The sequence below is a fragment of the Lysobacter sp. Soil_C_59 genome (assembly GCF_057656415.1).
In genome coordinates, this window is record NZ_JBDGKK010000001.1 from 14,705 (window position 1) to 38,702 (window position 23,998).

Below are 23,998 nucleotides of genomic sequence, written 5' to 3' on the forward strand. Positions count from 1 at the left end.
GGCACATGGGGTGTGGGTTGCTTATACAACCCTTGGTAAGAATCTAAAAAGGTGTACGGTTCACGTACTGACCTCTTTGTCCCCATGAGTTTCCGCAGTTACGGAATACGTAACTGCGATGCATCCTTTTCCTCTCCGCGAGGTACGGGAATCGCATCTGTCATTACGGAATTCGTACTGGGCTCACGGCGCTTCGGGCGTTTGTACCGCGGACGATCGTGCTTCCACTCGCCGGTGGGCACCTTGGTGCGCGAACAATCAAGCTTGCCACTGCAGTCGTCGATCGGCATCCAGGTCAGCGCGTACAAGTTCGGCCCAATCTTTAGACCGCCCTGCTTTGTGCGGAAGACCAATCCGTAGTGCTCCAGCTCCAGGGCCGCGAAGTGCAATGTCTCCGGAACGGTCCAGCCCCGCTTGGCCATGAACGTCCTGCATGTGGTCAGATCGCCATTGTTATGCCCGTTGTACTGTCTGATCAGGTCGCAGAGCAACTTGATTGCAGTACCACCACACTGCTTCCAGTTCGCCGAGTCCTGCACGGCATGTGGAACCCGCGAAAACGTCCCGGATTCGCGGCGGCCTAGGTGTTTGGCACGGCTGCGGGCCTTATGATGCATCGCTCAGCCCCCCAAACTGGACACGCGCTGCAATCTGCGCCTCGATCCATTCGTCCACGGAAGACTCAGGCCAGGCATTAAGACGCTGTCCCAGTTTGATCGGCATGGGAAACGTCCCCGCTGCCATGCGGCGGTAGAGCTCGGAGCGACTGACCCCCGTACGAGCGATCACCTCGGGTAAGCGGACTAGGCGCTGCTTTGAGCCACGTGCTTTAGACTGTTGAGGCGACTGCATTCCGGCTCTCCAATAAAAAAGCCGCCTTGCGGCGGCTTGGGTGGGGGGTGATTTTTCGACACAAAAAAGCCCGCTCATGGCGGGCTTGGCATCAGGGGGCGATCGGACGAACCGGACGCAGCGCTCCTAGCATGGGAAATCTACTTCGTATCTGTTTCCCGAGCAAGTGCTGCGAGACGACCTGCGCCGTTTAAGGATGTGCCTGGACGGATCTCGGCGCAGCGCTCCCACACAAACTGTCCAGATAGTTCGCCCACACCTGCATCGCCTCGCGCCGGGCGTCGCCAAAAGTGGTGCGGTCGTAGGCCTTCTGCACATCCCCACGTTTGGCATGAGCAAGCTGGGCTTCCAAGACATCGATATCGACGTTGAGGCGTTCTCGGGCAACAGTACGGAGCATCCCGCGGAACCCGTGCGTGGCGTGCTGCCCTTGGAAGCCCATGCGACGGAGCGCTGCACTCAGGGCGTCCCGGTGCAGGTGGGGGGTCTTCTGGCGGGCCAAGGGAGGAAACACATAGGTTCGTCCTTCAGTGTAGGCCTGCATCTCGCGCAGGCCAGCAATCGCCTGGGTCGGCAACGGGACCAGATGATCGTGTCGGGTTTTCATGCGGTGACCGGCAACGTGCCACTCCCCCGCCTCCAGGTCGATCTCGTCCCAGCGCGCGGAGGCCACGATGCCCGGACGCATCGCCGTCAGCATGGCCAGCCTCAATGCCGCGCGGGTCACCGGCGTCGGGTAACCGTTGATCGCTTTGACCAGCGCCGTGATCGTCTTGACGTTGGTAGCTGCCGGGATGTGACCCTTGTCATGGGCGGGCACCGCCCCGCGAAGCGACAGCACACGCCCATCCTCACGCAACCCGTGTTGCTCGGCGTAGCGCGTGATGCCTTGCAAGTACTGCCGGGCCTTTGCCGCGAGTGCTGGGGCCCCCTTGCCTATGTCAACCAAAACCGCCACAGCATCCTTAGTGGTCAAGGTGGCGACCGAACGCCGGCGCAGCTTTGGAATGAGGTACATCTCCGTGACGTACTTGGCCTTGCGGTAGGTTTCCGGCGCCCAGCCCGGCCGCTTGTGCTCCAGCCACGCGGTAGCCGCGAGCTCGAACCCGGCCATGGCATCGCGCCTGGCCGCCGCCTTGGCTTCCGCGCGCGCAGCCGAGGGGTCTTGGCCGTTGCGCAGGACACGGCGCGCCTCGTCTCGTCGCTCGCGCGCCTCAGCGAGGCCGACCTCTGGATAGACACCGAACGCCAAGCGCTTTTCCTTGCCGGCGAATCGATACTTCATTCGCCAATATCGGCCACCGCTCTCGGTCACTTCGAGGTACAAGCCGAGGCCATCGGCGTGCTTGCCGGCGCGGGCCGACTTGATGAACAGCGCGGTGAGCTTGTTGGTTGCGGTCGCCATGGCATTCCAAGGTCGCAAAGTGGGCCCAATGTGCCCCCACGGCCAGATGCCCCCAAATATGCCCCCAGCTTGGCGGCGCTGCAATGGGACGACCTGAGATCCCCAGAAACAAAAAACCCGCCAAACTGGCGGGTTTCTGTCGATTCTCGGGACGTCGTGAGATGACCCGAAACTATGTGTTGGTGCCCAGGAGAGGACTCGAACCTCCACGGTTTTACCCGCTAGTACCTGAAACTAGTGCGTCTACCAATTCCGCCACCTGGGCTCTCTGCAACGGTTTGTGCCGTGCGAGGCCGCGTATGTTGCGTTGCGGCGGGCACCTTGTCAACGCCTTGTGAGCAATTTTTTTTGGCGCCGGCGCAAGCAACAGCAAAATGGGTCCCGGCGTTCGCCGGGATGACGGATGTCCATGGCCGCTGGACCTTCAATGAATCCGCCGGAAGCCGCCTGTTGCCGCCTCCCGGATTCGGGGCTATGGTCGCGCTTACATCACTAATTGGCGGGCGGCGCACCCGGTGCGTCGCCCGCGCTGCTATTGGAGCCCGATCCATGAACCACCCCATTCCCCCGCCCCTGTTGATGTCGCGCCTCGACGTGGAGCGCATCGAGGCCCTGCTCGAGCTGCCGATCGCCGAGGGCATCGACACCTCGGCGCTGGAGGCGGAGCTGGAGCGGGCCGAGGTCGTCGAGCCGGGGCAGATGCCCGATGACGTCATCACCATGAACACGACCGCGCGCTTCCGCGACGAGACCAACGGCGAAGAGCACGAGCTGACCCTGGTCTACCCGCGCGATGCCGATGGCAGCCCGGACAAGGTTTCGATCCTGGCGCCGATCGGCAGCGCCCTGCTCGGCCTGCATGTAGGTGACTCGATCGAATGGCCGCTGCCAGGCGGCCGCACCGCGCGGCTGCAGGTGCTTTCCGTGCGCAACCAGCCTGAAGCCAACGGCGAAGCGCACCGCTGACCTCCTCTTTGCGTCTCTCGCATTGCGACGACGCAGGCAGAACATGCGACCGGGCCAACAGCCGCGCCACTGTGCGCGGTTAAATCGTGCAACGTTAAACTCCGCCCAACGACTCATTCCAGGTTCGTATCGCCCTCCCCATGAACGAAACCGTCCGTCCGGCCTTCCACGGCTTCGAGCAGATCCCGCTGCGCGAGTACGCCGAGCGCGCCTACCTCGATTACTCGATGTATGTGGTCCTCGACCGCGCCCTGCCCTTCCTCGGCGACGGCCTCAAGCCGGTGCAGCGCCGGATCATCTACTCGATGAGCGAACTGGGCCTCAATGCCGGGGCCAAGCCGAAGAAGTCCGCGCGCACCGTCGGTGACGTCATCGGTAAATACCATCCCCACGGCGACAGCGCCTGCTACGAGGCGATGGTGCTGATGGCGCAGCCGTTCTCGTACCGCTATCCGCTGGTCGAGGGCCAGGGCAACTTCGGTTCCACCGACGATCCCAAGTCGTTCGCGGCGATGCGCTACACCGAGTCCAAGCTCACCCCCATCGCCGAAGTGCTGCTGGGCGAGCTCGGCCAGGGCACGGTCGACTGGACGCCGAACTTCGACGGCACGCTGGAAGAGCCGACCTGGATGCCGGCGCGCCTGCCGCACCTGCTGCTCAACGGCACCACCGGCATTGCCGTGGGCATGGCCACCGACGTGCCGCCGCACAACCTCAACGAGGTCGTCAGCGCCTGCCTGCGGTTGCTCGACGACCCCGACGCGACCACACGCGACCTGTGCGAGCACGTGCTCGGCCCGGATTACCCGACCGCCGCCGAGATCATCACCCCGCGCGCCGACCTGCTGAACATGTACGAGACCGGCCTGGGCAGCGTTCGCGCCCGCGCCGTGTACGTGAAGGACGGCAGCAACCTGGTGATCACCGCGCTGCCGTACCAGGCCTCGCCCGGCAAGGTGATCGAGCAGATCGCCACGCAGATGCGTGCCAAGAAGCTGCCGTGGCTGGAGGACATCCGCGACGAGTCCGACCACGCCAACCCGACCCGCATCGTGCTGGTGCCGCGCAGCAACCGGATCGATGCCGAACAGCTGATGGGCCATCTGTTCGCGACCACGGACATGGAGAAGAGCTTCCGGGTCAACTTCAACGTGATCGGCCTCGATGGCCGCCCGCAGGTGAAGAACCTCAAGGCGTTCCTGAGCGAGTGGCTGTCGTTCCGTACCGACACCGTCACGCGCCGCCTCAAGCATCGCCTCGAAAAGGTCGAGCGCCGACTGCACCTGTTGGAAGGCTTGTTGATCGCCTTCCTCAACCTCGACGAAGTGATCCGCATCATCCGTCGCGAGGACGAGCCGCGTCCCGTGCTGATGGCGCGCTTCAAGCTCAGCGACGAGCAGACCGACTACATCCTCGAGACCAAGCTGCGCCAGCTGGCGCGTCTGGAAGAGATGAAGATCCGCGGCGAAGAGGCCGAACTGGAAGCCGAGCGCGATCGCATCATCGCCACGCTCGACAGCAAGGCCAAGCTCAAGAAGCTGGTGAAGGATGAACTGATCGCCGATGCCAAGAAGTTCGGTGACGAGCGTCGTTCGCCGCTGGTCGCACGCGGCGCCGCGCAGGCATTGTCGGAAACCGAACTGGTGGCCAGCGAGCCGATGACCGTCGTGCTCAGCGAGAAGGGCTGGGTGCGCGCGGCCAAGGGCCACGACATCGACGCATCGGGCCTGAGCTACCGCGAAGGCGACGAACTGCTGGCGGCGACCAAGAGCCGCAGCACGCAGCAGGTGGCGTTCCTGGATTCGACCGGTCGTGCCTATTCGACCGTGGTGCATTCGCTGCCTTCGGCGCGCGGCAATGGCGAACCGCTCACCGGCCGCTTCTCGCCGGCACCGGGCGCGTCGTTCCAGGCGCTGGCCAGCGGCGACAACGACCATCGCTTCGTGCTCGCCTCCAGCCACGGCTACGGCTTCGTCACCCGCTTCGAAAACCTCACTGGCCGCAACAAGGCCGGCAAGGCGATGCTGTCGCTGACCCCGGGCGCCAAGGTCATCCAGCCGGCACTTGTCGGCGACGTCGAACAGGGCCGCATCGCGGTGGTGACCAACGTTGGCCACCTGCTGACCTTCCCGGTGGGCGAACTGCCCGAGCTCGACAAGGGCAAGGGCAACAAGCTGATCGACATCCCCAAGGCCAAGCTCGGCACCGAGCGCGTGGTCGCGGTGGCGGTGGTGCTGCCGGGTTCGACGCTGGTGGTGAAGTCCGGAGCACGGACGATGTCGCTGTCGTTCAAGGACCTCGATGCCTACGTCGGTGCACGCGCCACGCGCGGTGGTTTGTTGCCGCGCGGTTGGCAGAAGGTCGAAGGCCTGGCGGTCGAATAAGCCATGCAGCCCGACTTCTGGCACCAGCGCTGGGCGGAAAAGCAGATCGGCTTCCATCAGGACAAGCCGACGCCGCTGCTGCTCAAGCATTGGCCGTCGTTGCAGATCGAAGCCGGCAGCCGCGTGTTCGTGCCGCTGGCCGGCAAGAGCCTGGACATGGCCTGGTTCGCCTCGCAGGGATTGCGCGTGCTCGGCGTCGAGCTGTCACGCATCGCCGTGGAGGAGTTCTTCGCCGAGAACGGCCTGGAGCCCGAAGTCAGCCAGTCGCCCTTTGGGGCCCACTACGTGGCCGAAGGCATCGAACTGATCTGCGGCGATGCGTTCGCACTGGACGCGGCCGTGCTTGCAGACTGCGCGGCCGTCTACGACCGTGCCGCCCTGATCGCCCTGCCCGCTCCACTGCGCCGACGCTACGTGCACGAACTCTACCCGCGCCTGCCGCAGCGCTGCCGCGGCCTGCTGATCACCCTGGAGTATCCGCAGCACGAGAAGGACGGCCCGCCGTTCGACGTGCGCGAGGCCGAGGTGCGCGAGCTGTACGGGCGCGACTGGGACGTGGCCACGCTGGAGCGCCGCGACATCCTGGCGCAGCAGCCGAAGTTCATCGAGGAAGGCGTCACGGCGCTGGATACCGTGGTCTATCGGATCGACCGCCGCCAGTTTTGACCTGGATCAAGGCGGTCATCGCGCTCCCGGCCTAGCCTTCTGCCATGGCCACGCCGTCTCCCGCCTTCGACCCCGATCTGCTGCGCCGCTATGACCGGCCCGGGCCGCGCTATACCTCCTATCCGACCGCTCCCCAGTTCTCCACGGACTTCCAGTCCGGCGAACTGCGCGAGATGGCGGCCATCAGCAATGGCGACCCGATTCCGCGCCCGCTGTCGATCTACGTGCACGTACCGTTCTGCGCGAGCCCGTGCTTCTACTGCGGCTGCAACCGCATCATCACCCGCGACAAGGCCCGCGGCGACGCCTACCTGACCCGGCTGTACCGCGAGATCGGGATGATGTCGACGTTGTTCGACCGCGATCGCGAGGTTGCGCAGCTGCACCTGGGCGGTGGTACGCCCAACTTCCTCGCGCCGGAGCAGATCGCCGAAGTCGTCGACGTGATCCACCGCCACTTCTCGTTCGCCCGCAGCGGCGAGCGTGACTGCTCGATCGAGCTCGATCCGCGATTCGTTTCTCCCGATGACATCCGCATCCTCGCCGAAGCCGGCTTCAACCGCGCCAGCCTCGGCGTCCAGGACTTCGACCCGGTGGTGCAACAGGCGGTCAACCGGATCCAGAGCGTGGAGGAAACGCTGGCGATCATCGAGGCATGCCGCAAGCATGGCCTGCGGTCGGTCAACGTGGACCTGATCTACGGGTTGCCGTTGCAGTCGCCGGAAGGTTTCGAGCGCACCCTCGATATCACCCTGGCCGCACGCCCGGATCGCCTGGCGATCTACAGCTACGCGCACCTGCCTTCCCTGTTTCGTCCGCAGCAGCGTATCCGCAGCGAAGACCTGCCCTCCCCGGCAGTCAAGCTCGGATTGCTGCAGCGGGCGATCGAGCGCCTTGGCGAAGCGGGCTATGTCTATATCGGCATGGACCATTTCGCCCTGCCCGAGGACGACCTCGCCGTGGCCCAGGCGCGCGGCGGCCTGCATCGCAACTTCATGGGCTATACCACCTGTGCCGACAGTGACCTGATCGGCCTCGGGGTCAGCGCGATCAGCCACATCGGCGCCAGCTTCAGCCAGAACCCGCGTGACCTGCCCAATTGGGAAAACGCCATCGACGAAGGCCGCCTGCCGGTCTGGCGCGGCATGCGCCTGGACGCCGACGACCTGGTCCGGGCCGACGTCATCCAGCAGCTGATGTGCCACGGCGAGATCGACATCGGCGTGGTCGAGCGCCGCCACATGATCGACTTCGCCGACTACTTCGGGCAGGCACTGCAGCGCCTGCAACCGCTGCAGCACGACGGGCTGGTCGACGTGTCCGCCACCCACATCCGGGCCACCTCCCGCGGCCGGCTGCTATTGCGTATCCTTGCCTCGTGTTTCGACCGATACCTCCCCAGCCAGCCCGACGCTGCTCCTGGGCAGTTCTCGCGGACCGTGTGATCCGGGACGGAGCCTGCGCATGAGTTCGGGCGTCATGTTTCCGCATACCGACGCCAGCATCCTGGCCGACGACGGCGATTCGTTCACTTTCTGCTCCACCTGCGCCTTCTCCCAGGCCTGCCTGTCGTCGGGCATGGACAAGAGCGCGCTGGCGGAGCTGCACGTGCTGGTCGAGCATGTCGGTCCGCTGCACGCGGGGGAGCACGTGTTCCGCGAAGGCGATCCCTTCGGCGCGATCGCCGCCGTGCGCGCCGGCACCGTCAAGACCTACATGACCGACGCCGACGGGCGCGAGCAGGTGCTGGGCTTCCACCTGCCAGGTGAGGTCATCGGCCTCAACGCCATCCACGACGATCGCTACCCCTGCAACGCCGTCGCCCTGGACACGGTGATGCTGTGTCGTTTCTCGTTCCCGCGAATCGCACTGCTGGCCACGCGGCTGCCCAATCTGCAACAGCACCTGTTCAAGCTGATGAGCCGCGACATCGGCGTGGCCTCGCTGTTCGCCGGCGACCACTCCGCCGACGAACGCATGGCTGCCTTCCTCATCGGGCTCTCACGACGCCTGGCCCTGCGCGGGTTCTCGCCGCGCCGCTTCCAGCTGACGATGTCGCGCACGGAAATCGCCAACTACCTGCGCCAGGCACCGGAGACGGTCAGCCGCGTGCTGCGCCGTTTCGAGCGCGATGGTCTGCTGGCCATCAAGCAGCGCGACGTCGAGATCCTCGACATGCCGCGGCTTGAAGCCCTGGCGCTGACGATACTGCGCCACTGATCGCGACCGCGCAGCGGCCCGGCCGCAGTTGCCTCGTGCTCCATCCGGGACGATCCACTCCGCCTTGATCTGCGTCATGGAGCCGGCAGGCCGTGCAGGCAGAACATGCCGGCGTCCGTTCCATCACTGGAGTGCCGCAATGAATTCCACCCGCAAGCTTTGGGCAGGATTGGCGATCCTGCTCATCGCTTCGTTTGCCGTCCTGATCTGGGTCGGCAGCGAAATCCACCGCCAACAACCACCTATGCCCGAACAGGTGGTCGGAGCCAACGGCGAAACGATCTTCACCCGCGCCGACATCGAGACCGGCCGCCAGGTCTGGCAATCGATCGGCGGCCAGCAGCTGGGCTCGATCTGGGGACACGGCGGCTACGTCGCGCCGGACTGGAGCGCCGACTGGCTGCACCGCGAAGCCGAAGCCGTCATGGACGGCTGGGCACGGAAAGAAGCCGGCGTCGACAGCTACAAACATCTCGACGCCACCCTCCAGGCCGGTTACCGCGCCCGCCTGCAGAAGATGATGCGGACCAACACCTACGACGCATCGACCGGAACCATCCGCCTGGATGACGACCGCGTTGCCGCGATCGCCAAGGTCGCGGCGCACTACCAGAGCCTGTTCGGCACTGACCCGGCCACCGCGGGACTGCGCGAGGCGTACGCGATGCGCGACGGCACCGTCGCCGATGCAGCGCACCGTCGCATGCTGACCGCGTTCTACTGGTGGACCGCGTGGGCAGCGGTCAGCGAGCGGCCCGGTTCGGACATCACCTACACCTCCAACTGGCCGGCCGACGACCTGGTGGGCAACAAGCCGCCGTCCAGCGCCTTCGTCTGGACAGTGTTCAGCGTGCTGTTCCTGATCGCCGGCATCGGCCTGCTGGGCTGGCATTACGCCGTCAACCACGGCGACGAGTTCGCGCCGGTGCTACCCAAGAACGATCCACTGGCGGCGATCAAGGTCACCGCATCGATGAAGGCCACGGCCAAGTACTTCTGGGTCGTGATGGCGCTGTTCCTGACCCAGATCCTGCTTGGCGCGATCACCGCGCATTACCAGGTCGAAGGCCAGCAGGCTTACGGCTTCGCCCTGGCCGATGTGCTGCCCTATTCGCTCACGCGCACCTGGCACACGCAACTGGCGGTGCTGTGGATCGCCACGGCCTGGCTGGGCATGGGGCTTTACATCGGTCCGGCCATTTCCGGGCACGAGCCGCGTTTCCAGCGCCTGGGTGTGAACGTGTTGTGGGTCTGCCTGCTGGTGATCGTGGTCGGTGCCTTCGCCGGGCAATGGCTCGCCGTCATGCAGAAGCTCGGCCTGGAGAAGAACTTCTGGTTTGGCCACCAGGGTTGGGAATACGTCGACCTGGGTCGCTTCTGGCAGTGGTTCCTGTTCATCGGCCTGGGCCTGTGGCTGACCCTGGTCGGCCGCTCACTGTGGCCGGCGTTGCGCAACGGCGGCGATTCGCGCTCGATCGTGATGCTGCTGTTCCTGTCGACCGTCGCCATCGGACTGTTCTACGGCGCCGGCCTGATGTGGGGCGAGCACACCTCGCTGTCGATGGTCGAGTACTGGCGCTGGTGGGTGGTGCACCTGTGGGTCGAGGGCTTCTTCGAGGTCTTCGCCGTGGCCGTGATGTCGTTCCTGTTCACGCGCCTGGGCTTGCTGCAGGTGCGCACGGCGACGGTGGCGGTGTTGTTCGCCACGATCGTGTTCATGGCCGGCGGCGTGCTGGGCACCTTGCACCATCTGTACTTCACCGGCACTCCGACCGCGGTGATCGCCCTGGGTGCCAGCTTCTCGGCACTGGAAGTGGTGCCGCTTGCCTACGTCGGTTTCGAGGCCTACCACAGCTACAAGATGGGCAAGTCGACACCGTGGATGCAGCGTTACCGCTGGCCGATCATGTTCTTCATCGCGGTGTCGTTCTGGAACCTCGTGGGCGCGGGCCTGTTCGGCTTCCTGATCAATCCGCCGCTGTCGCTGTACTACATGCAGGGCCTGAACCTCACGGCGACGCACGGCCACACGGCATTGTTCGGTGTCTACGGCATGCTCGGCATCGGCCTGATGCTGTTCTGCCTGCGCGGCCTGAAACCGGACGTGGTCTGGAACGAACGCCTGCTGCGGACCAGTTTCTGGGCGCTCAACCTCGGCCTCGCCGGCATGGCACTGTTCACGCTGCTGCCGCTGGGCATCCTGCAGCTGATCGCTGCGCTCGACCACGGCTACTGGTACGCACGTTCGGCTGATTTCATGCAGCAGCCGATCGTCGAGATGCTGGTGTGGATGCGCGTTCCTGGCGACACGATCTTCAGCGTCGGCGCGGTTTCGCTGGCCTGGTTCGTGCTGCGGCTGTGGGTTGCACCGCAGCGCGAAGCGGCGTTGGATGCGCTGCCGGCGCATCGCTGAACCGGACGCACCCGGGAAAAGGGCCGCTTTTGCGGCCCTTTTTCTTCAGAGCGGAAAGGCACACACTCCGGGTGATCCAGATCAAGGCATCCCCGCCCCTGCGAGTCCACACTCGCGCCATGCGCCAGCCCACTCCCATTCCCGCTTCCGGCCTGTCGACCCGACACCTCGTCCAGGCACCCCATCGGCTGATGTTCTTCATTGGCGCCGGCAATCTCCTGCTGGCGATGCTGTGGTGGGCCTTGTGGATGGCATCGGTACGCTGGAGCGGCTGGACGATGCCGCAAACGCCGGTCTACGCCGGCTGGCTGCATGCATTCATCATGCAGTACCTGGTGCTGCCCAGTTTCATCTTCGGCTTCCTGCTGACGGTATTCCCGCGCTGGATGGGGCTGGCCCCACCGCAGCGCTGGCACTACGTACCGGTCGGCGCTGGCCTGATGGGCGGGCAGCTCGCGATCCTGCTGGGTGCCTGCGGCTGGGAAGTCGGCTTTACGGTCGGTCTGTGGATGGCCCTGGCCGGCTGGATCGCGGGCGTTGCCATCCTCGGCCGCCAGGTGTTGCTGGAAAAAGGCCGCACCTGGCACGCCTGGTCGTGCCTGGCCGGACTGATCCTCGGCCTCGTCGGCGTTGCCGCCTTCATCGCGTTCGCACTCGGCGCTTCCCCATTCTGGGTGATGTTCAGCGTCAAGGTCGGCAGCATCGGATTGCTGCTGCCGGTGTACATCACTGTCGCCCATCGGATGTTCCCGTTCTTCGCCGGCAACGTCGTGCCCGGCTATCAGCCATGGCGACCGATGGCGTGGCTGGCGACGATGTGGGCACTGCTGCTGGTGCACCTGGCGATGGAACTGAGCCACGCATACGCCTGGCTGTGGCTGGCGGATGTACCGCTGCTGGTGGCCAGCGTCATCGCCCTGTGGCACTGGTGGCCCCGCGGACGCATGCCCGGCTTGCTGGCAGTGCTCTTCATCGGCACCGCATGGCTGCCACTGACCTTCGGGCTGTATGTCACGCAAAGCCTCACGTACCTGATCACCGGTGAATTCGTGCTGGGCCGTGCGCCGATGCATGCACTGTTCATCGGATTCTTCGGCAGCCTGCTGGTGGCCATGGTGACGCGCGTGACGCAAGGCCATTCCGGACGGCCACTGGTGATGCCGCCGGTGGCGTGGTTCGCCTTCATCGCGATCCAGGTGGTCGCTGCCATGCGCGTGGCCGCCGAACTCATGCCCGATGTGCTGGCCTGGCAGGTGCTGGCCGCCGCGGGTTGGCTGCTCGCCTTCCTGCCCTGGGTCACGCGGATCGGCGTCATCTACCTCAGCCCGCGCGCGGATGGTCAACCGGGCTGAGCGCCATACGAGTCGAATCCATGATCGAGTTCTATCCGCAGATCAAGCTGGTGCACATTGCCGCGATCACCTGCAGCGGCGCACTGTTCGCCATGCGCGGCAGTGCCGCCGTGGCCGGCATGCGCTGGCCGATGGCAGCGCCGGTGCGCTACGTAAGCTACGGCATCGACACGGTGTTGCTGACCGCGGCAATGATGCTGCTGACGATCCTGCCGGGCGGTCTGTTCGCCAACGGTTGGCTGGCGGTCAAGGTCGCACTGGTGGTGACTTACATCGTGCTCGGCGTGATGGCGATGCGTGACGGCCGCAGCCGCCGCGCGCGTGCCGGTTTCCTGGTCGCCGCATTGCTGGCGTTCGCGCAGATCTATTTCATTGCACGCGCGCACCATCCGCTCGGCGTGTTTTACCTCTGGCAGGCCTGATCCGGCGGCCGCAACGCCTGACCCTTGCCGTGGTCCGTGAAAGTGGCCGCTGGGCCAGCGACTGTGGCGGCCGCACCTCGCTTCCGGGCACGGTCCGGGCCTGAATGGCCCACGGCGCTGGAGCGCACTGGCAGGATGTCGAGCACGCCGTCAACGCCTCGGCGGCATTACGCGGGCTTGCATACGCGCCGGTACGGTTTTTCAAGCTTGATCGCAGTCATTGCAGCGGCCAATGCAGACGACGACACTTGTCGGATTACCAAGTCGCAGCAGAAGCCAGATGACCCGTCCCTCCTCATTCGATCGCGAGCAGTTGCTCGCATGTGCCAACGGCACCATGTTTGGTCCGGGCAATGCCCGCCTGCCGGCTCCGCCGATGCTGATGTTCGATCGCATCACCGAGATTTCGACCGAGGGTGGCCGCTACGGCAAGGGCGTGATCCGCGCAGAACTCGATATCAAACCCGACCTGTGGTTCTTCGCCTGCCATTTCGAAGGCGACCCGGTGATGCCCGGTTGCCTGGGCCTGGATGCGATGTGGCAGCTGTGCGGCTTCTTCCTGCCGTGGCTGGGCGAACCCGGCCGCGGCCGAGCGCTGGGCGTGGGCGAGGTGAAGTTCACCGGCCAGGTGCTGCCCAATGCCAAGCTGGTCCAGTACGAGATCGACATCCGCCGCGTGATGCGCGGCAAGCTGGCGCTGGTCATCGGCGAAGGCAGGATGTCGGTCGACGGACGCGAGATCTACACCGCGGACAACCTGCGCGTCGGTCTGTTCACCTCGACGGAGGGCTTCTGAGTGCGCAGGGTAGTCATCACCGGCCTGGGTATCGTTTCCTGCATCGGCAATGATCGCGCTTCGGTTTCCGCATCGTTGCGCGAAGGACGTCCCGGCATCAGCTTCGTCCCCGAGTACGAACAATTGGGGCTGCGCAGCCAGGTCGCGGGCGTTCCGCACATCGACCTGGATGCGCGGATCGACCGCAAGCTCAAGCGCTTCATGGGCGATGCGGCGGCCTACAGCTACGTGGCCATGCAGGACGCGATCGCAGACGCAGGTCTCGACGAGGAACAGGTGCGCAATGTCCGCACCGGTGTGATCGCCGGTTCGGGCGGCGGTTCGCCGCAATGGCAGATCGAAACCGCCGACCTGTTGCGCAACAAGGGCGTTCGTCGAGTCGGCCCGTACATGGTGCCGCGCACGATGTGCTCGACGGTATCGGCCTCGCTGGCCACTGCGTTCGGCATTCGCGGCCACAGCTATTCGGTGTCCGCGGCCTGCGCGACCTCGGCGCACTGCATCGGCATGGCCGCCGATCTCATCCGCCTTGGCGTGCAGGACGTGGTATTCGCCGGTGGCGGCGAAGAAGTGCACTGGGGCATGACTTCGCAGTTCGACGCCATGGGCGCGCTGTCGACCCATCGCAACGACAACCCGCTTGCGGCATCGCGCCCCTATGACGCCGACCGCGACGGATTCGTAATCGCCGGCGGCGGCGGCATGCTGGTGCTGGAGGATTACGAGCACGCCAAGGCCCGCGGCGCGCGCATCATTGCCGAGCTGGTGGGCTACGGCGTGACCTCCGATGGCGCCGACATGGTCGCGCCCTCGGGCGAGGGCGCGGTCAGGTGCATGCAGATGGCGCTGGCCGGACTGGATGGCCAGGGCGTCGGTCCGGTCGACTACCTAAATACCCACGGAACCTCGACCCCTTTGGGCGACGTGGTCGAGCTGGAAGCGGTTCGCGCGGCATTCGGCGGCGCGATCCCGCCGCTGTCGTCAACCAAGGCGCTCAGCGGCCACTCGCTCGGAGCGGCCAGCGTGCACGAGGCTGTCTACTGCCTGCTGATGATGGAGGACGGCTTCATTGCCGGCTCGGCCAATATCGACACCATCGATCCGCGCGCAGAGGGATTCCCGATCGTGCGCGAGAGTCGTGATCAGGTCTGTACGACGGTGATGTCGAACAGCTTCGGCTTCGGCGGCACCAACGCCACGTTGGTGTTCAAGCGCGTTCAGTAGCCGCGAAGGCGCTCGACAGTGGGGCAGCGACTGCTGCCCCACACGGTTGCCGGACTGCACGGCCCACGCTTACCCGCAACTTCCGCAGCACTGCCCGCCCTGGTGACCTGCCTCGGCGTTGCTGTCGGTGGGAGTGGCCCGCACCCCCAACCCGCCCAGTATCTCCAGGACTTCGTGCTCGCTGAGCACGGTGGAGACGTTGAGCTGGCCAGTGGCGCTCTCGACGCTGACCGCGGCATGCGGGTCGGCATTGCGCAACGCAGCCGTGAGCAACTGCTCGTCAACTGGTTGGCCGGCGAGGTTGTTTTGAGTGGACATGAGAGTCTCCGTTGCCGTGATGTGACGTGAAGCACGCTGGTGGTTCGCCTGCGTGAAGTGCACGGCCAAGGCTAGGCAAAGTCGCGCGCATCAGCGTTGACCAGGATCAAGCCCGACGCAGGTTGGCTCGCAGGCCGACGCTCGCGTCCACGTCGCTACGCAGCCGGCTGGTTTGACGTACATCAAGGCAAAGCGCCGTGCCCGGGCCTACCGTGAGCCATTGCCAAGGCAGTCACATGGGGGGCGTGTATGGTCGTCGGGCTTCAACCACACCAGCGCACCGATCCTGCTTGACCGCGACGGCCGGGTCCTCGCCCGCAGCGCAGTCACCGGCCTGCAGCCGATCCGGGATTCGTCGCCCAGGTGAAGCAATCCTTCGCTGCCTCGCCCTGACAACCCTTCACCCAGTTCGAGCTTCTCCAAGGAGTAACCCATGAAGATCCTTTCCACCTCACTGCTCTGCCTCGGACTGCTCGCCGCGTCCGGATTCGCCCACGCCGCCAGCAACTGCACCATCTCGCTCAAGGGCGACGATGCAATGAAGTTCGATCTGAAGACAGCAACGGTGTCGGCCGCGTGCCCCAGCATCACCGTCGAACTCGTGCACACCGGCAAGCTGCCTGTCGCAGCCATGGGCCACAACGTGGTCATCAGCGCGACCAAGGACGTGGACGCCATCGCGCGGGACGGCATCAAGGCCGGCGCGGCGAACAATTACGTCACCAAGGGCGACACCCGCGTGATCGCCGCGACGACACTGGTCGGCGGCGGCCAGAAAACCAAGGTCACCTTCCCCGGCAAGAAGCTCACAGCCGGTGGCGACTACACGTTCTTCTGCAGCTTCCCCGGCCACTCGACGCTGATGAAGGGCAAGTTGACGGTCACCAAGTAAGGGGCGAGCCGCGGCCACCCGCTCCGGCGGGTGTGCCGCCGGCCCACTCTGCGAGGCGGAGGCAACGATGGCACGCAACCACCGCGACTGGGTCGCCACGGCCATTGCCAGGATCGAGGCCGACTTCAACCGCTCATCCGACACCCATCTGATACCGCTCGAGCTGCCCGGCTATCTCGGCATCGACGTCTACCTGAAGGACGAGTCCAGCCACCCCACCGGCAGTCTCAAGCACCGGCTGGCGCGCTCGCTGTTTCTCTATGCACTGGCCAATGGCTGGCTGCATGAGGCGAGCACCGTGGTGGAAGCCTCCAGCGGCTCGACCGCGGTGTCGGAAGCCTATTTCGCGCGGCTGCTTGGCCTGCCCTTTGTCGCGGTCATGCCCCACGGGACGTCGCCGGAGAAGATCCGCGCCATCGAGTTCTACGGTGGCCAGTGCCACCTGGTCGACGGTGCCAGCGGGCTGGACGAAGCGTCCCGGCGGCTGGCGCGTCAGAGCGGCGGCCATTTCATGGATCAGTTCACCTACGCCGAGCGCGCCACCGACTGGCGTGCCAACAACAACATCGCCGAATCCATCTTCAGGCAAATGGCGCTGGAGCCGCATCCGGTCCCGGCATGGATCGTGTGCAGCGCCGGCACCGGCGGCACTTCGGCGACGCTCGGCCGATACGTCCGATATCGTCGCCACGACACCCGCATCCTCTGCGCCGACCCGGAATCATCGGTGTTCTTCGACTACTACGCCGGTGCAATGCGCGGGCGCGCCGACGCCAGCCTGTCGCTGCCGCACGGCTCGCGCATCGAAGGCATCGGCCGGCCGCGGGTGGAGCCCAGTTTCATCCCGGGCTGCATCGACACCATGGTCAAAGTGCCTGATTCGCTGAGCCTGGCGGCGATGCGTCACGTCAGCACCTGCCTGGGCCGTCGCGTCGGGGGATCGACCGGAACCAATTTCGTCGGCGTGCTGTACGCAGCGCAATGCATGCGATCTGCAGGCCAGACCGGGTCGATCGTCGCCATCCTGTGCGATGGCGGCGAACGCTATGCGCACAGCTACTACGCCGCCGACTGGTACGACCGCAACGGCATCGACGTTGTCCACGCCGACGCCGCCCTGGTTGCCGCGCTGGACGGTACAGACCTGGAGCTTGCAGTCGCTGCAGCGGCGACCTGAGCCGTCATGCCTGCCCCAGCGCCGCCTGGTGCACCCCCGCGACCGCACGACCGGACGGATCGGCCATGGTCGCGAACGCCGCGTCCCAGGCAATCGCCGCCGGTGACGAGCAGGCGATCGACTTTCCGCCCGGCACGGTCTCGGCGCAGGCGGCACTGGGGAAGAACTGCTCGAAGATGTGCCGGTACAGATAGGCCTCCTTCGTCTGCGGCGGGTTGACCGGGAAGCGGCTGGTGGCCGCGGCGAAGACGCGGTCGCTGACCTGCGCCTGCGCGTGCGCCTTGAGACCGTCGATCCAGCCATACCCGACGCCGTCGCTGAACTGCTCCTTCTGCCGCCACAGGATCGATTCGGGCAGGTAGCCGTCGAAAGCTTCGCGCAGGATCGACTTCTCGATGCGTCGCGTACCGTCCGGCCCGGGCCCTGCCATCTTGTACTGCGCGTCCATGCGCATCGCCACGTCGAGGAACTCGACATCGAGGAACGGCACGCGCGGCTCCACGCCCCAGGCCATCATCGACTTGTTCGCGCGCAGGCAGTCGTAGTTGTAGAGGGCATCGATCTTGCGCACGGTCTCTTCATGGAACTCGCGTGCGTTGGGCGCCTTGTGGAAGTACAGGTAGCCACCGAAGATCTCGTCGCTGCCCTCGCCCGACAGGACCATCTTCACCCCCATCGCCTTGATCCGCCGCGCCAGCAGGAACATCGGCGTGGAGGCGCGGATGGTGGTGACGTCATAGGTCTCGATGTGGCGGATCACTTCCGGCAGTGCGTCCAGGCCCTCCTCGAAGGTATAGGTGAAACCGTGGTGTACCGTGCCCAGCGCCTGCGCTGCGATCTCGGCCGCGGCGAGGTCGGGCGAACCGTCCAGACCGATCGCGAACGAATGCAGGCGCGGCCACCACGCTTCGCTGGCGTCGTTGTCCTCGATGCGCTTGCGTGCGTAGCGTGCGGCCACTGCGGCAACCAGCGACGAGTCCAGCCCGCCCGACAACAGCACGCCGTAAGGCACGTCGCTCATCATCTGCCGGTGCACCGCGCGCTCGAAGGCCTCGCGCAGCTCCTGCTTCGCCACTTCCACGCCCTGCGTCGCGTCGTAGTCGCGCCAGGGTTTGACGTAATAGCGCACCAGTTCACCGCTGGAACTGTCGTAGTAGTGACCCGGCGGGAACTGGGCGACATCGGCGCAGACATCGGCCAGCGCTTTCATCTCCGAGGCCACGCAAAGGCGGCCGTCATGGTCGTGCCCCCAGTACAGCGGGCATACGCCAATCGGGTCGCGCGCAATCAGGTAGCGCTTGTTGCCTGCATCCCAAAGCGCGAACGCGAAGATGCCGTTGAGCTCGTTGAGCCAAGCGGCGACGTCGTCACGTTCGCGGTAGAGCGCGCTGATCACCTCGCAGTCCGAGCCGGTCTGGAACGCATACGGTTCGCGCAGCCGTTGCTCAAGCTCGCGGTGGTTGTAGATCTCGCCGTTGACGGCCAGCGCCAGTTCGCCGTCTTCCGAATGCAGCGGCTGCGAGCCGCCGGCAGGGTCGACGATGGCCAGGCGCTCGTGGACGAGGATCACGCCGTCGTCCAGGTGCACGCCGCTCCAGTCGGGGCCGCGGTGGCGCTGGCGTTGCGAAAGCTCGAGGGCGCGCCGGCGCAGCGCTTGCACGTCGTCGCCGGGTTGCAGGCCGAATATGCCGAGGATGGAACACATGGGAGGACTCCTGGGTGGGCTTCTTTCGGTGGCGGGAAGGCAGAAACGAAGAAGCCCGCGCTTTTGGCGCGGGCTTCGTGAGCGAGTTAGCGTGTCTTGTGCGCGCTAATCGCCGGCCCGCGGGTGGCTGGCGTTATTGCGGTTGTTATTGTTCAGGCCGGCCACGGGCGCGCCGCCGCGGAGCGCGGCATTGGTGGCGTGGGCGAGGGCCTGGACGGAAGACATGGGCCGATCCTGCGACAGCCGGCGGCCACTTGCAAGCCCCCTCCCCTTGGGTAGGAGCGAGCTTGCTCGCGATCCGTCGGCCAGGCGCGGTCCGGCCTGGTCGCGAGCAAGCTCGCTCCTACGCCCATCCAATTGCGCGACACTAGGACGGGGAATCAATCCACGACGGGGACCATGAAGAAACTGATCAAACGCAGCCTGATCGCGCTGCTGCTGTTGCTGGTGGCAGGCGCTTTCGCGATCTGGTGGCTGATGCGCGGCAGCCTGCCGAGCCTGGATGGCGAACTCGCCCTGCCCGGCCTGTCGGCACCGGTTTCGATCCAGCGCGACGCGCTGGGCGTGGTCACCGTCGATGCCGCCAACGAAGCCGATGCGATGCGCGCACTGGGCTACGTCCACGCGCAGGAACGCTACTTCGAGATGGACCTGCTGCGCCGCGCATCGTCCGGCGAATTGTCGGCCCTGTTCGGCCCGGCCGCGATCGACACCGACAAGCAGCGCCGCGTGCACCGCATGCGTGCGCGCGTGAGCGCCCACCTCGATGCGATCCTCGGCGACAAGCGATCGATGGCGCAGGCCTACGTCGATGGCGTCAATGCCGGCGTGGCCGCATTGAAGGTACGCCCCTGGCCCTACCTGCTGCTGCGCACCCAGCCCGAGCCGTGGCGCCTGGAAGACTCTGCACTGGCCGGCTACGCCATGTACTTCGACCTGCAGGACGCCAGCAACGCACGCGAACTGGCGATGTGGAAGCTCAGGCCGCAGGTGCCGGAGGCGCTGTATGCGCTGCTCGCCCACGACGGCAGCAGCTGGGACGCACCGCTGGCCGGCCGGCCGCGTGGCGACGCCACCCTGCCCGATGCGGCCACGCTCGACCTGCGCAAGCTGTCGATGCCCGATCCCGCCGACCGCCCGGCCAACGTGCCCGAGCGCTCGGACGTGGGCAGCAACAACTTCGCTGTCTCCGGCCAGCTCACCGCCGACGGCCGCGCCATCGTCGCCGACGACATGCACCTGGGCCTGCGCGCACCGAACATCTGGTTCCGCGCACGCCTTCGCTATCCCGACACGCGCGCCGTCGGCGGACACGTCGACGCCACCGGATTCACCCTGCCCGGCCTGCCGGCGCTGGTGGTTGGCAGCAACGGCCAGGTCGCCTGGGGCTTCACCAACAGCTACGGCGACTGGCTCGACTGGCAGAGCCAGCCGGCCTGCGCCGAACCCTGCGCGGGCGTGACGCGGCACGTGGAGCGCATCCGCGTCGCCGGCCAGTCCGATGTCGAATTCCCGGTCGACGAATCGGCCTGGGGACCGATCCTGTTCCGCCAGCCCGATGGCAGTGGCCTGGCCCTGCGCTGGGTTGCCCACCAGCCCGGTTCGATGAACCTGGGACTCGCCGATTTCCTGCACGCGCGCTCGCTCGACGATGCCCTGCAGATGGCCGACCACACCGCGATCCCCGGGCAGAACCTCGCCATCGGCGGTCGCGACGGCCGCATCACCTGGCGCCTGCTCGGTCCGGCGCCCGTGCGCCAGGCCAGCTGCGCGGCGACCACCGTCAGCGACGCAGCATCGTGCCCGCCGTGGCCGATCACGACCGCCTCGGGCATCGCCCTGCCGCCGGGCACGGTGCAGCGGATGTGGAGCGCCAACACCCGCGTCGTGGACGGCGCGCTGCTTGCCCGCATCGGCGACGGTGGCTACGCCAATGGCGCGCGTGCCCGACAGATCCGCGACGGCCTGTTCGCCAGGGAGCGTTTCAACGAACGCGACCTGCTGGCAATCCAGCTCGACGATCGCGCATTGTTCCTGACGCGCTGGTGGCAGCTGCTGCGCGACCAGGGCACGTCGGACAAGTCGCCGGCGCTGCACGAACTGGCCGTGGCATCACCGACCTGGCAGGGCCACGCCAGCACCGACTCGGCCAGCTACCGGATCGTGCGCGCCTGGCGCCTGGCCGTGCACGACCGCCTGCTCGACGGCCTGACCGCACCGGCGCAGGCCGCGCTGGGCAAGGACTTCGAGATGCCCAACCTCTCGCACTTCGAAGGCGTGGCCTGGCCACTGGTGACCCAGCGCCCGGCGAACCTGCTGCCGCGTCGCTTCGCCTCGTGGGATGCATTGTTCGAGGATGCCGCGCGTGAAGTGCGCGACGAGTTGCAGGAGAAGGGCCCGATCGCGCAGCGCAGCTGGGGCGAGCGCAACACCGCCAGGATCTGCCATCCGCTCAGCCGTGCCCTGCCCGCCTTCGCCAAGCCGGCGCTGTGCATGGCCGCCGATGAGCTGCCCGGCGACAGCGGCATGCCGCGCGTGCAGGGGCCGAACTTCGGCGCGTCCGAGCGCATGGTGGTGTCACCGGGCCACGAAGCCGACGGCATCATCCACATGCCCGGCGGACAGAGCGGTCACCTGATGTCGCCGTTCTGGGGCGCGGGCCACGACGACTGGGTGCATGGACGGCCGACGCCGTTCCTGCCTGGAAAGACGCAGCACACGCTCAAGCTGGCGCCGCAGTAATCGGCATCGGTGCGACGCCTCTCCCGTTCGCGGGAGAGGCCTGCGTCAGCGCAGCAGCATCCGCTCGATCAGTGCCAGGTACAGATCCGGCAATGCCTCGAGATCGGCCACCGACACATGTTCGTCCACCTTGTGGATGCTGGCATTCACCGGGCCGATCTCGATGCACTGCGCGCCCAGCGGCGCGATGAAGCGCGCATCCGAAGTACCGCCGCCGGTGCTTTCCTCCGGCGCGGCGCCGCAATAACGGCCCAGCACTTCACGCGCGGCAGCACGCAGCGGGCCTTCGGGCGTGTAGAACGGCTCGCCGCCGCGATGCCAGCGCACTTCAAACTCCAGCCCGTGCCGCTGCAGCACCGCTTCGCATTCCTGCTCAAGCCGCTCTGCAGACCAGCTGGGATTGAAGCGCAGGTTGAACAGCACTTCGAGCTCGCCGGGAATGACGTTGTTGGCGCCGGTGCCTGCATGGATGTTGCTGATCTGCAGGCTGGTCGGCGGGAACGTCTCGTAGCCGTCGTCCCAGCGACGCGCCGAAAGTTCGGCGAGCGCGGGCATGGCCTGGTGGATCGGGTTGCGGGCCTTGTCGGGATACGCGACATGGCCCTGCACGCCGCGCACCGTCAGCGTCGCCGACAACGTGCCGCGACGGCCGACGCGCAGCAGGTCGCCCAGCTTCGCCATCGAAGACGGCTCGCCGGTGATGCACCAGTCCAGTCGTTCGCCGCGCTCGCGGAACGTCTCGGCAACGCGGCGCACGCCGTCGATGGCATCGCCCTCCTCGTCGGAGGTCAGCAGCAGCGCGACCCGGCCAGGATGGTCGGGATGGGCAGCGACGAAGCGCTCAAGCGCGATGACGAAGGCGGCGACACTGCCCTTCATGTCCGCGGCGCCGCGTCCATACAACACGCCGTCGCGGATCTCGGGCAGGAACGGATCGCTGGCCCAGGCTTCGCGAGGTCCCGGCGGAACCACATCGGTATGGCCGAGCAGCACCAGCGTCGGGCCCTCGCTGCCGTGCACCGCCCACAGATTGTCGACGTCGCCGTAGTGCATGTGCTCGCAGCGGAAATCCGCGGCGAGCAGGCGCTGGCCGAGCATCGCCTGGCAATCGCCGTCCTGCGGCGTGACCGAAGCGCGTGCGATCAGGTCGCGAGTGAGGTCAAGGACGTCGCTCATGCGTCAGTCCAGCCCGTCAACCCAGCGCGCCGACGCCGAAGCGCTGCTTGAAGCCGTTGTCGCTGAAGCCCTGGCTGACCCTGCCGTCGTCGGTCATCACCAACGGACGACGGATCAGCTGCGGGTATTCCTTCAGCAGCAGCTTCCATTCGGCATCGGAGCCTGGCGTCTTGCGATTGTCGGGCAGGCTGCGCCAGGTCGTGGACGACTTGTTGATCATCGCGTCCCAGCCACCAAGCTGGTCCTTCCACTCGACCAGCTTTTCGGGCGACTGGCGCTCGTCGCGGTAATCGACGAAGGCATAGCCCAGGCCGAACCGGTCAAGCCACTTGCGGGCTTTCTTGCAGGTGTCGCAATTGTTGAGTCCGTAGAGCGTGGTCATCTTCAGTCCGCCAATCCGCGCAGCAGTTCGTTGATGCTGGTCTTCGACAGCGTCTTGGCGTCGACCTGCTTGACGATCACCGCGCAGTACAGCGAGTGCGAACCGTCCTTGGCCGGCAGCTGGCCGGAGACGACCACGCTGTACGGCGGCACGTAGCCATAGGTGATCTCGCCGGTGGCGCGGTTGTACACGCGCGTGCTCTGGCCGAGGAACACGCCCATGCCGATCACGCTGTGGTGGCCGACGACGAAGCCTTCGACGACTTCCGAGCGGGCGCCGATGAAGCAATGGTCCTCGATGATCGTCGGCGAGGCCTGCAGCGGCTCGAGCACGCCACCAATGCCGGCACCGCCGGACAGGTGGCAATGCTTGCCGACCTGCGCGCACGAACCCACCGTGGCCCAGGTATCGACCATCGTGCCTTCGCCGACGTGCGCGCCGATGTTGACGAAGCTCGGCATCAGCACCACGTCCTTGCCGATATAGGAACCGCGGCGGGCGATCGCACCGGGCACGACGCGGGCGCCAAGCTTGCGGAAATCGGCCTCGCCGAAACCCTCGAAGCGCCCCGGGATCTTGTCCCAGAACGGCGCCGGGAAACCTTCGACCAGCTGCATGTCGTTGACGCGGAAGTACAGCAGCACGGCCTTCTTCAGCCATTCGTTGACGGTCCAGCCGCCCTTGCCGTCGGGCTCGGCGACGCGGAACTCACCGCTCTCCAGGCCAGAGATCACGCGCTCGACGGTCGGTCGCGTCGAGCCTTCCAGCTCATCGGGGGTCAGCATTGCCCGGCGCTCGAAGGCGCTGTCGACCATGAACTTCAGTTCGTCGACGCCCGGCCCCTTCGGCGCGACCTTCTTGCGGACGGCCTTGCGGGTGGTCTTGCGGGCGGGCTTCTTCTCGGAA

20 protein-coding genes, 1 tRNA gene and 1 pseudogene are annotated in these 23,998 nt (G+C 66.2%); 13 read left to right on the plus strand and 9 right to left on the minus strand.

All coding sequences use genetic code 11. From position 1 onward, the window contains the following. Positions 1 to 98: 98 nt before the first annotated feature. From AC3A3Q_RS00090 to AC3A3Q_RS00105, 4 genes are all read right to left on the minus strand, one after another. Positions 99 to 617 (minus strand): hypothetical protein, encoded by a 519-nt coding sequence (locus AC3A3Q_RS00090; RefSeq protein WP_487584332.1) that lies wholly within the window; start codon positions 615 to 617, stop codon positions 99 to 101. Beyond that, positions 607 to 930, minus strand: coding sequence for a helix-turn-helix transcriptional regulator (locus AC3A3Q_RS00095; protein WP_487584333.1), 324 nt, complete (start codon positions 928 to 930; stop codon positions 607 to 609). The genes AC3A3Q_RS00090 and AC3A3Q_RS00095 overlap by 11 nt, the downstream gene beginning before the upstream one ends. 112 nt (positions 931 to 1,042) lie before the next feature. Beyond that, positions 1,043 to 2,257 (minus strand): tyrosine-type recombinase/integrase, encoded by a 1,215-nt coding sequence (locus AC3A3Q_RS00100; protein WP_487584334.1) that lies wholly within the window; start codon positions 2,255 to 2,257, stop codon positions 1,043 to 1,045. A 180-nt stretch (positions 2,258 to 2,437) separates the two neighbouring features. Continuing rightward, positions 2,438 to 2,522: transfer RNA gene (locus AC3A3Q_RS00105), tRNA-Leu, on the minus strand. 284 nt (positions 2,523 to 2,806) lie between these two features. Between AC3A3Q_RS00105 and rnk the strand changes: the two genes are divergently transcribed. From rnk to fabB, 10 genes are all read left to right on the plus strand, one after another. Further along, positions 2,807 to 3,223 (plus strand): nucleoside diphosphate kinase regulator, encoded by a 417-nt coding sequence (rnk, locus tag AC3A3Q_RS00110; protein WP_487584335.1) that lies wholly within the window; start codon positions 2,807 to 2,809, stop codon positions 3,221 to 3,223. Positions 3,224 to 3,363: 140 nt separating this feature from the next. Continuing rightward, positions 3,364 to 5,607 (plus strand): DNA topoisomerase IV subunit A, encoded by a 2,244-nt coding sequence (gene parC, locus AC3A3Q_RS00115; protein ID WP_487584336.1) that lies wholly within the window; start codon positions 3,364 to 3,366, stop codon positions 5,605 to 5,607. A 3-nt stretch (positions 5,608 to 5,610) separates the two neighbouring features. Beyond that, positions 5,611 to 6,273, plus strand: a complete 663-nt coding sequence (locus AC3A3Q_RS00120) for a thiopurine S-methyltransferase (protein WP_487584337.1) — start codon at positions 5,611 to 5,613, stop codon at positions 6,271 to 6,273. Between the two features lie 44 nt (positions 6,274 to 6,317). Next, a complete protein-coding gene (gene hemN, locus AC3A3Q_RS00125) occupies positions 6,318 to 7,718 on the plus strand; it encodes an oxygen-independent coproporphyrinogen III oxidase (protein ID WP_487584338.1) in 1,401 nt (466 codons plus the stop codon). 19 nt (positions 7,719 to 7,737) lie between these two features. Continuing rightward, positions 7,738 to 8,493 carry a helix-turn-helix domain-containing protein gene (locus AC3A3Q_RS00130; RefSeq protein WP_487584339.1) on the plus strand — a complete coding sequence of 252 codons (756 nt, stop codon included), beginning with the start codon at positions 7,738 to 7,740 and terminating at the stop codon, positions 8,491 to 8,493. 139 nt (positions 8,494 to 8,632) lie between these two features. Then, positions 8,633 to 10,906, plus strand: a complete 2,274-nt coding sequence (locus AC3A3Q_RS00135; protein ID WP_487584340.1) for a nitric-oxide reductase large subunit — start codon at positions 8,633 to 8,635, stop codon at positions 10,904 to 10,906. Positions 10,907 to 11,025: 119 nt separating this feature from the next. Further along, positions 11,026 to 12,258: an NnrS family protein gene (locus AC3A3Q_RS00140; protein ID WP_487584341.1), complete on the plus strand. Its 1,233-nt coding sequence runs from the start codon at positions 11,026 to 11,028 to the stop codon at positions 12,256 to 12,258. Between the two features lie 20 nt (positions 12,259 to 12,278). Continuing rightward, a complete protein-coding gene (locus AC3A3Q_RS00145; RefSeq protein ID WP_487584342.1) occupies positions 12,279 to 12,680 on the plus strand; it encodes a SirB2 family protein in 402 nt (133 codons plus the stop codon). A gap of 280 nt (positions 12,681 to 12,960) precedes the next feature. Next, positions 12,961 to 13,476, plus strand: coding sequence for a 3-hydroxyacyl-[acyl-carrier-protein] dehydratase FabA (gene fabA, locus AC3A3Q_RS00150; protein WP_487584343.1), 516 nt, complete (start codon positions 12,961 to 12,963; stop codon positions 13,474 to 13,476). Further along, a complete protein-coding gene (gene fabB, locus AC3A3Q_RS00155; protein ID WP_487584344.1) occupies positions 13,477 to 14,700 on the plus strand; it encodes a beta-ketoacyl-ACP synthase I in 1,224 nt (407 codons plus the stop codon). It begins immediately after the preceding gene. 69 nt (positions 14,701 to 14,769) lie between these two features. On the opposite strand, the gene AC3A3Q_RS00160 is transcribed toward fabB, so the two are convergent. After that, entirely contained in the window at positions 14,770 to 15,018 is a 249-nt protein-coding gene (locus AC3A3Q_RS00160; protein WP_487584345.1) for a hypothetical protein, read from the minus strand. A 433-nt stretch (positions 15,019 to 15,451) separates the two neighbouring features. Here AC3A3Q_RS00160 and azu point away from each other — a divergent pair, with 433 nt between their 5' ends. Together azu and AC3A3Q_RS00170 are read left to right on the plus strand one after the other, a co-directional pair. Next, entirely contained in the window at positions 15,452 to 15,910 is a 459-nt protein-coding gene (gene azu, locus AC3A3Q_RS00165) for an azurin (protein ID WP_487584346.1), read from the plus strand. 67 nt (positions 15,911 to 15,977) lie between these two features. Then, positions 15,978 to 17,087 (plus strand): PLP-dependent cysteine synthase family protein, encoded by a 1,110-nt coding sequence (locus tag AC3A3Q_RS00170; protein ID WP_487584347.1) that lies wholly within the window; start codon positions 15,978 to 15,980, stop codon positions 17,085 to 17,087. 4 nt (positions 17,088 to 17,091) lie between these two features. Here the strand turns inward: AC3A3Q_RS00170 and asnB are convergent, their stop codons facing one another. Beyond that, complete coding sequence (gene asnB, locus AC3A3Q_RS00175) at positions 17,092 to 18,792, minus strand: asparagine synthase B (RefSeq protein WP_487584348.1); 1,701 nt, start codon at positions 18,790 to 18,792, stop codon at positions 17,092 to 17,094. A 399-nt stretch (positions 18,793 to 19,191) separates the two neighbouring features. Between asnB and AC3A3Q_RS00180 the strand changes: the two genes are divergently transcribed. Next, a complete protein-coding gene (locus AC3A3Q_RS00180) occupies positions 19,192 to 21,534 on the plus strand; it encodes a penicillin acylase family protein (RefSeq protein WP_487584349.1) in 2,343 nt (780 codons plus the stop codon). A 45-nt stretch (positions 21,535 to 21,579) separates the two neighbouring features. On the opposite strand, the gene dapE is transcribed toward AC3A3Q_RS00180, so the two are convergent. From dapE to dapD, 3 genes and pseudogenes are all read right to left on the minus strand, one after another. Continuing rightward, positions 21,580 to 22,710 carry a succinyl-diaminopimelate desuccinylase gene (dapE, locus tag AC3A3Q_RS00185; RefSeq protein ID WP_487584350.1) on the minus strand — a complete coding sequence of 377 codons (1,131 nt, stop codon included), beginning with the start codon at positions 22,708 to 22,710 and terminating at the stop codon, positions 21,580 to 21,582. Positions 22,711 to 22,726: 16 nt separating this feature from the next. Beyond that, positions 22,727 to 23,092, minus strand: coding sequence for a Spx/MgsR family RNA polymerase-binding regulatory protein (locus AC3A3Q_RS00190; RefSeq protein ID WP_487584351.1), 366 nt, complete (start codon positions 23,090 to 23,092; stop codon positions 22,727 to 22,729). Positions 23,093 to 23,094: 2 nt separating this feature from the next. Then, positions 23,095 to 23,940 (minus strand): annotated as a pseudogene (gene dapD / locus AC3A3Q_RS00195) (2,3,4,5-tetrahydropyridine-2,6-dicarboxylate N-succinyltransferase); the annotation flags it as partial. Positions 23,941 to 23,998: the final 58 nt, after the last annotated feature.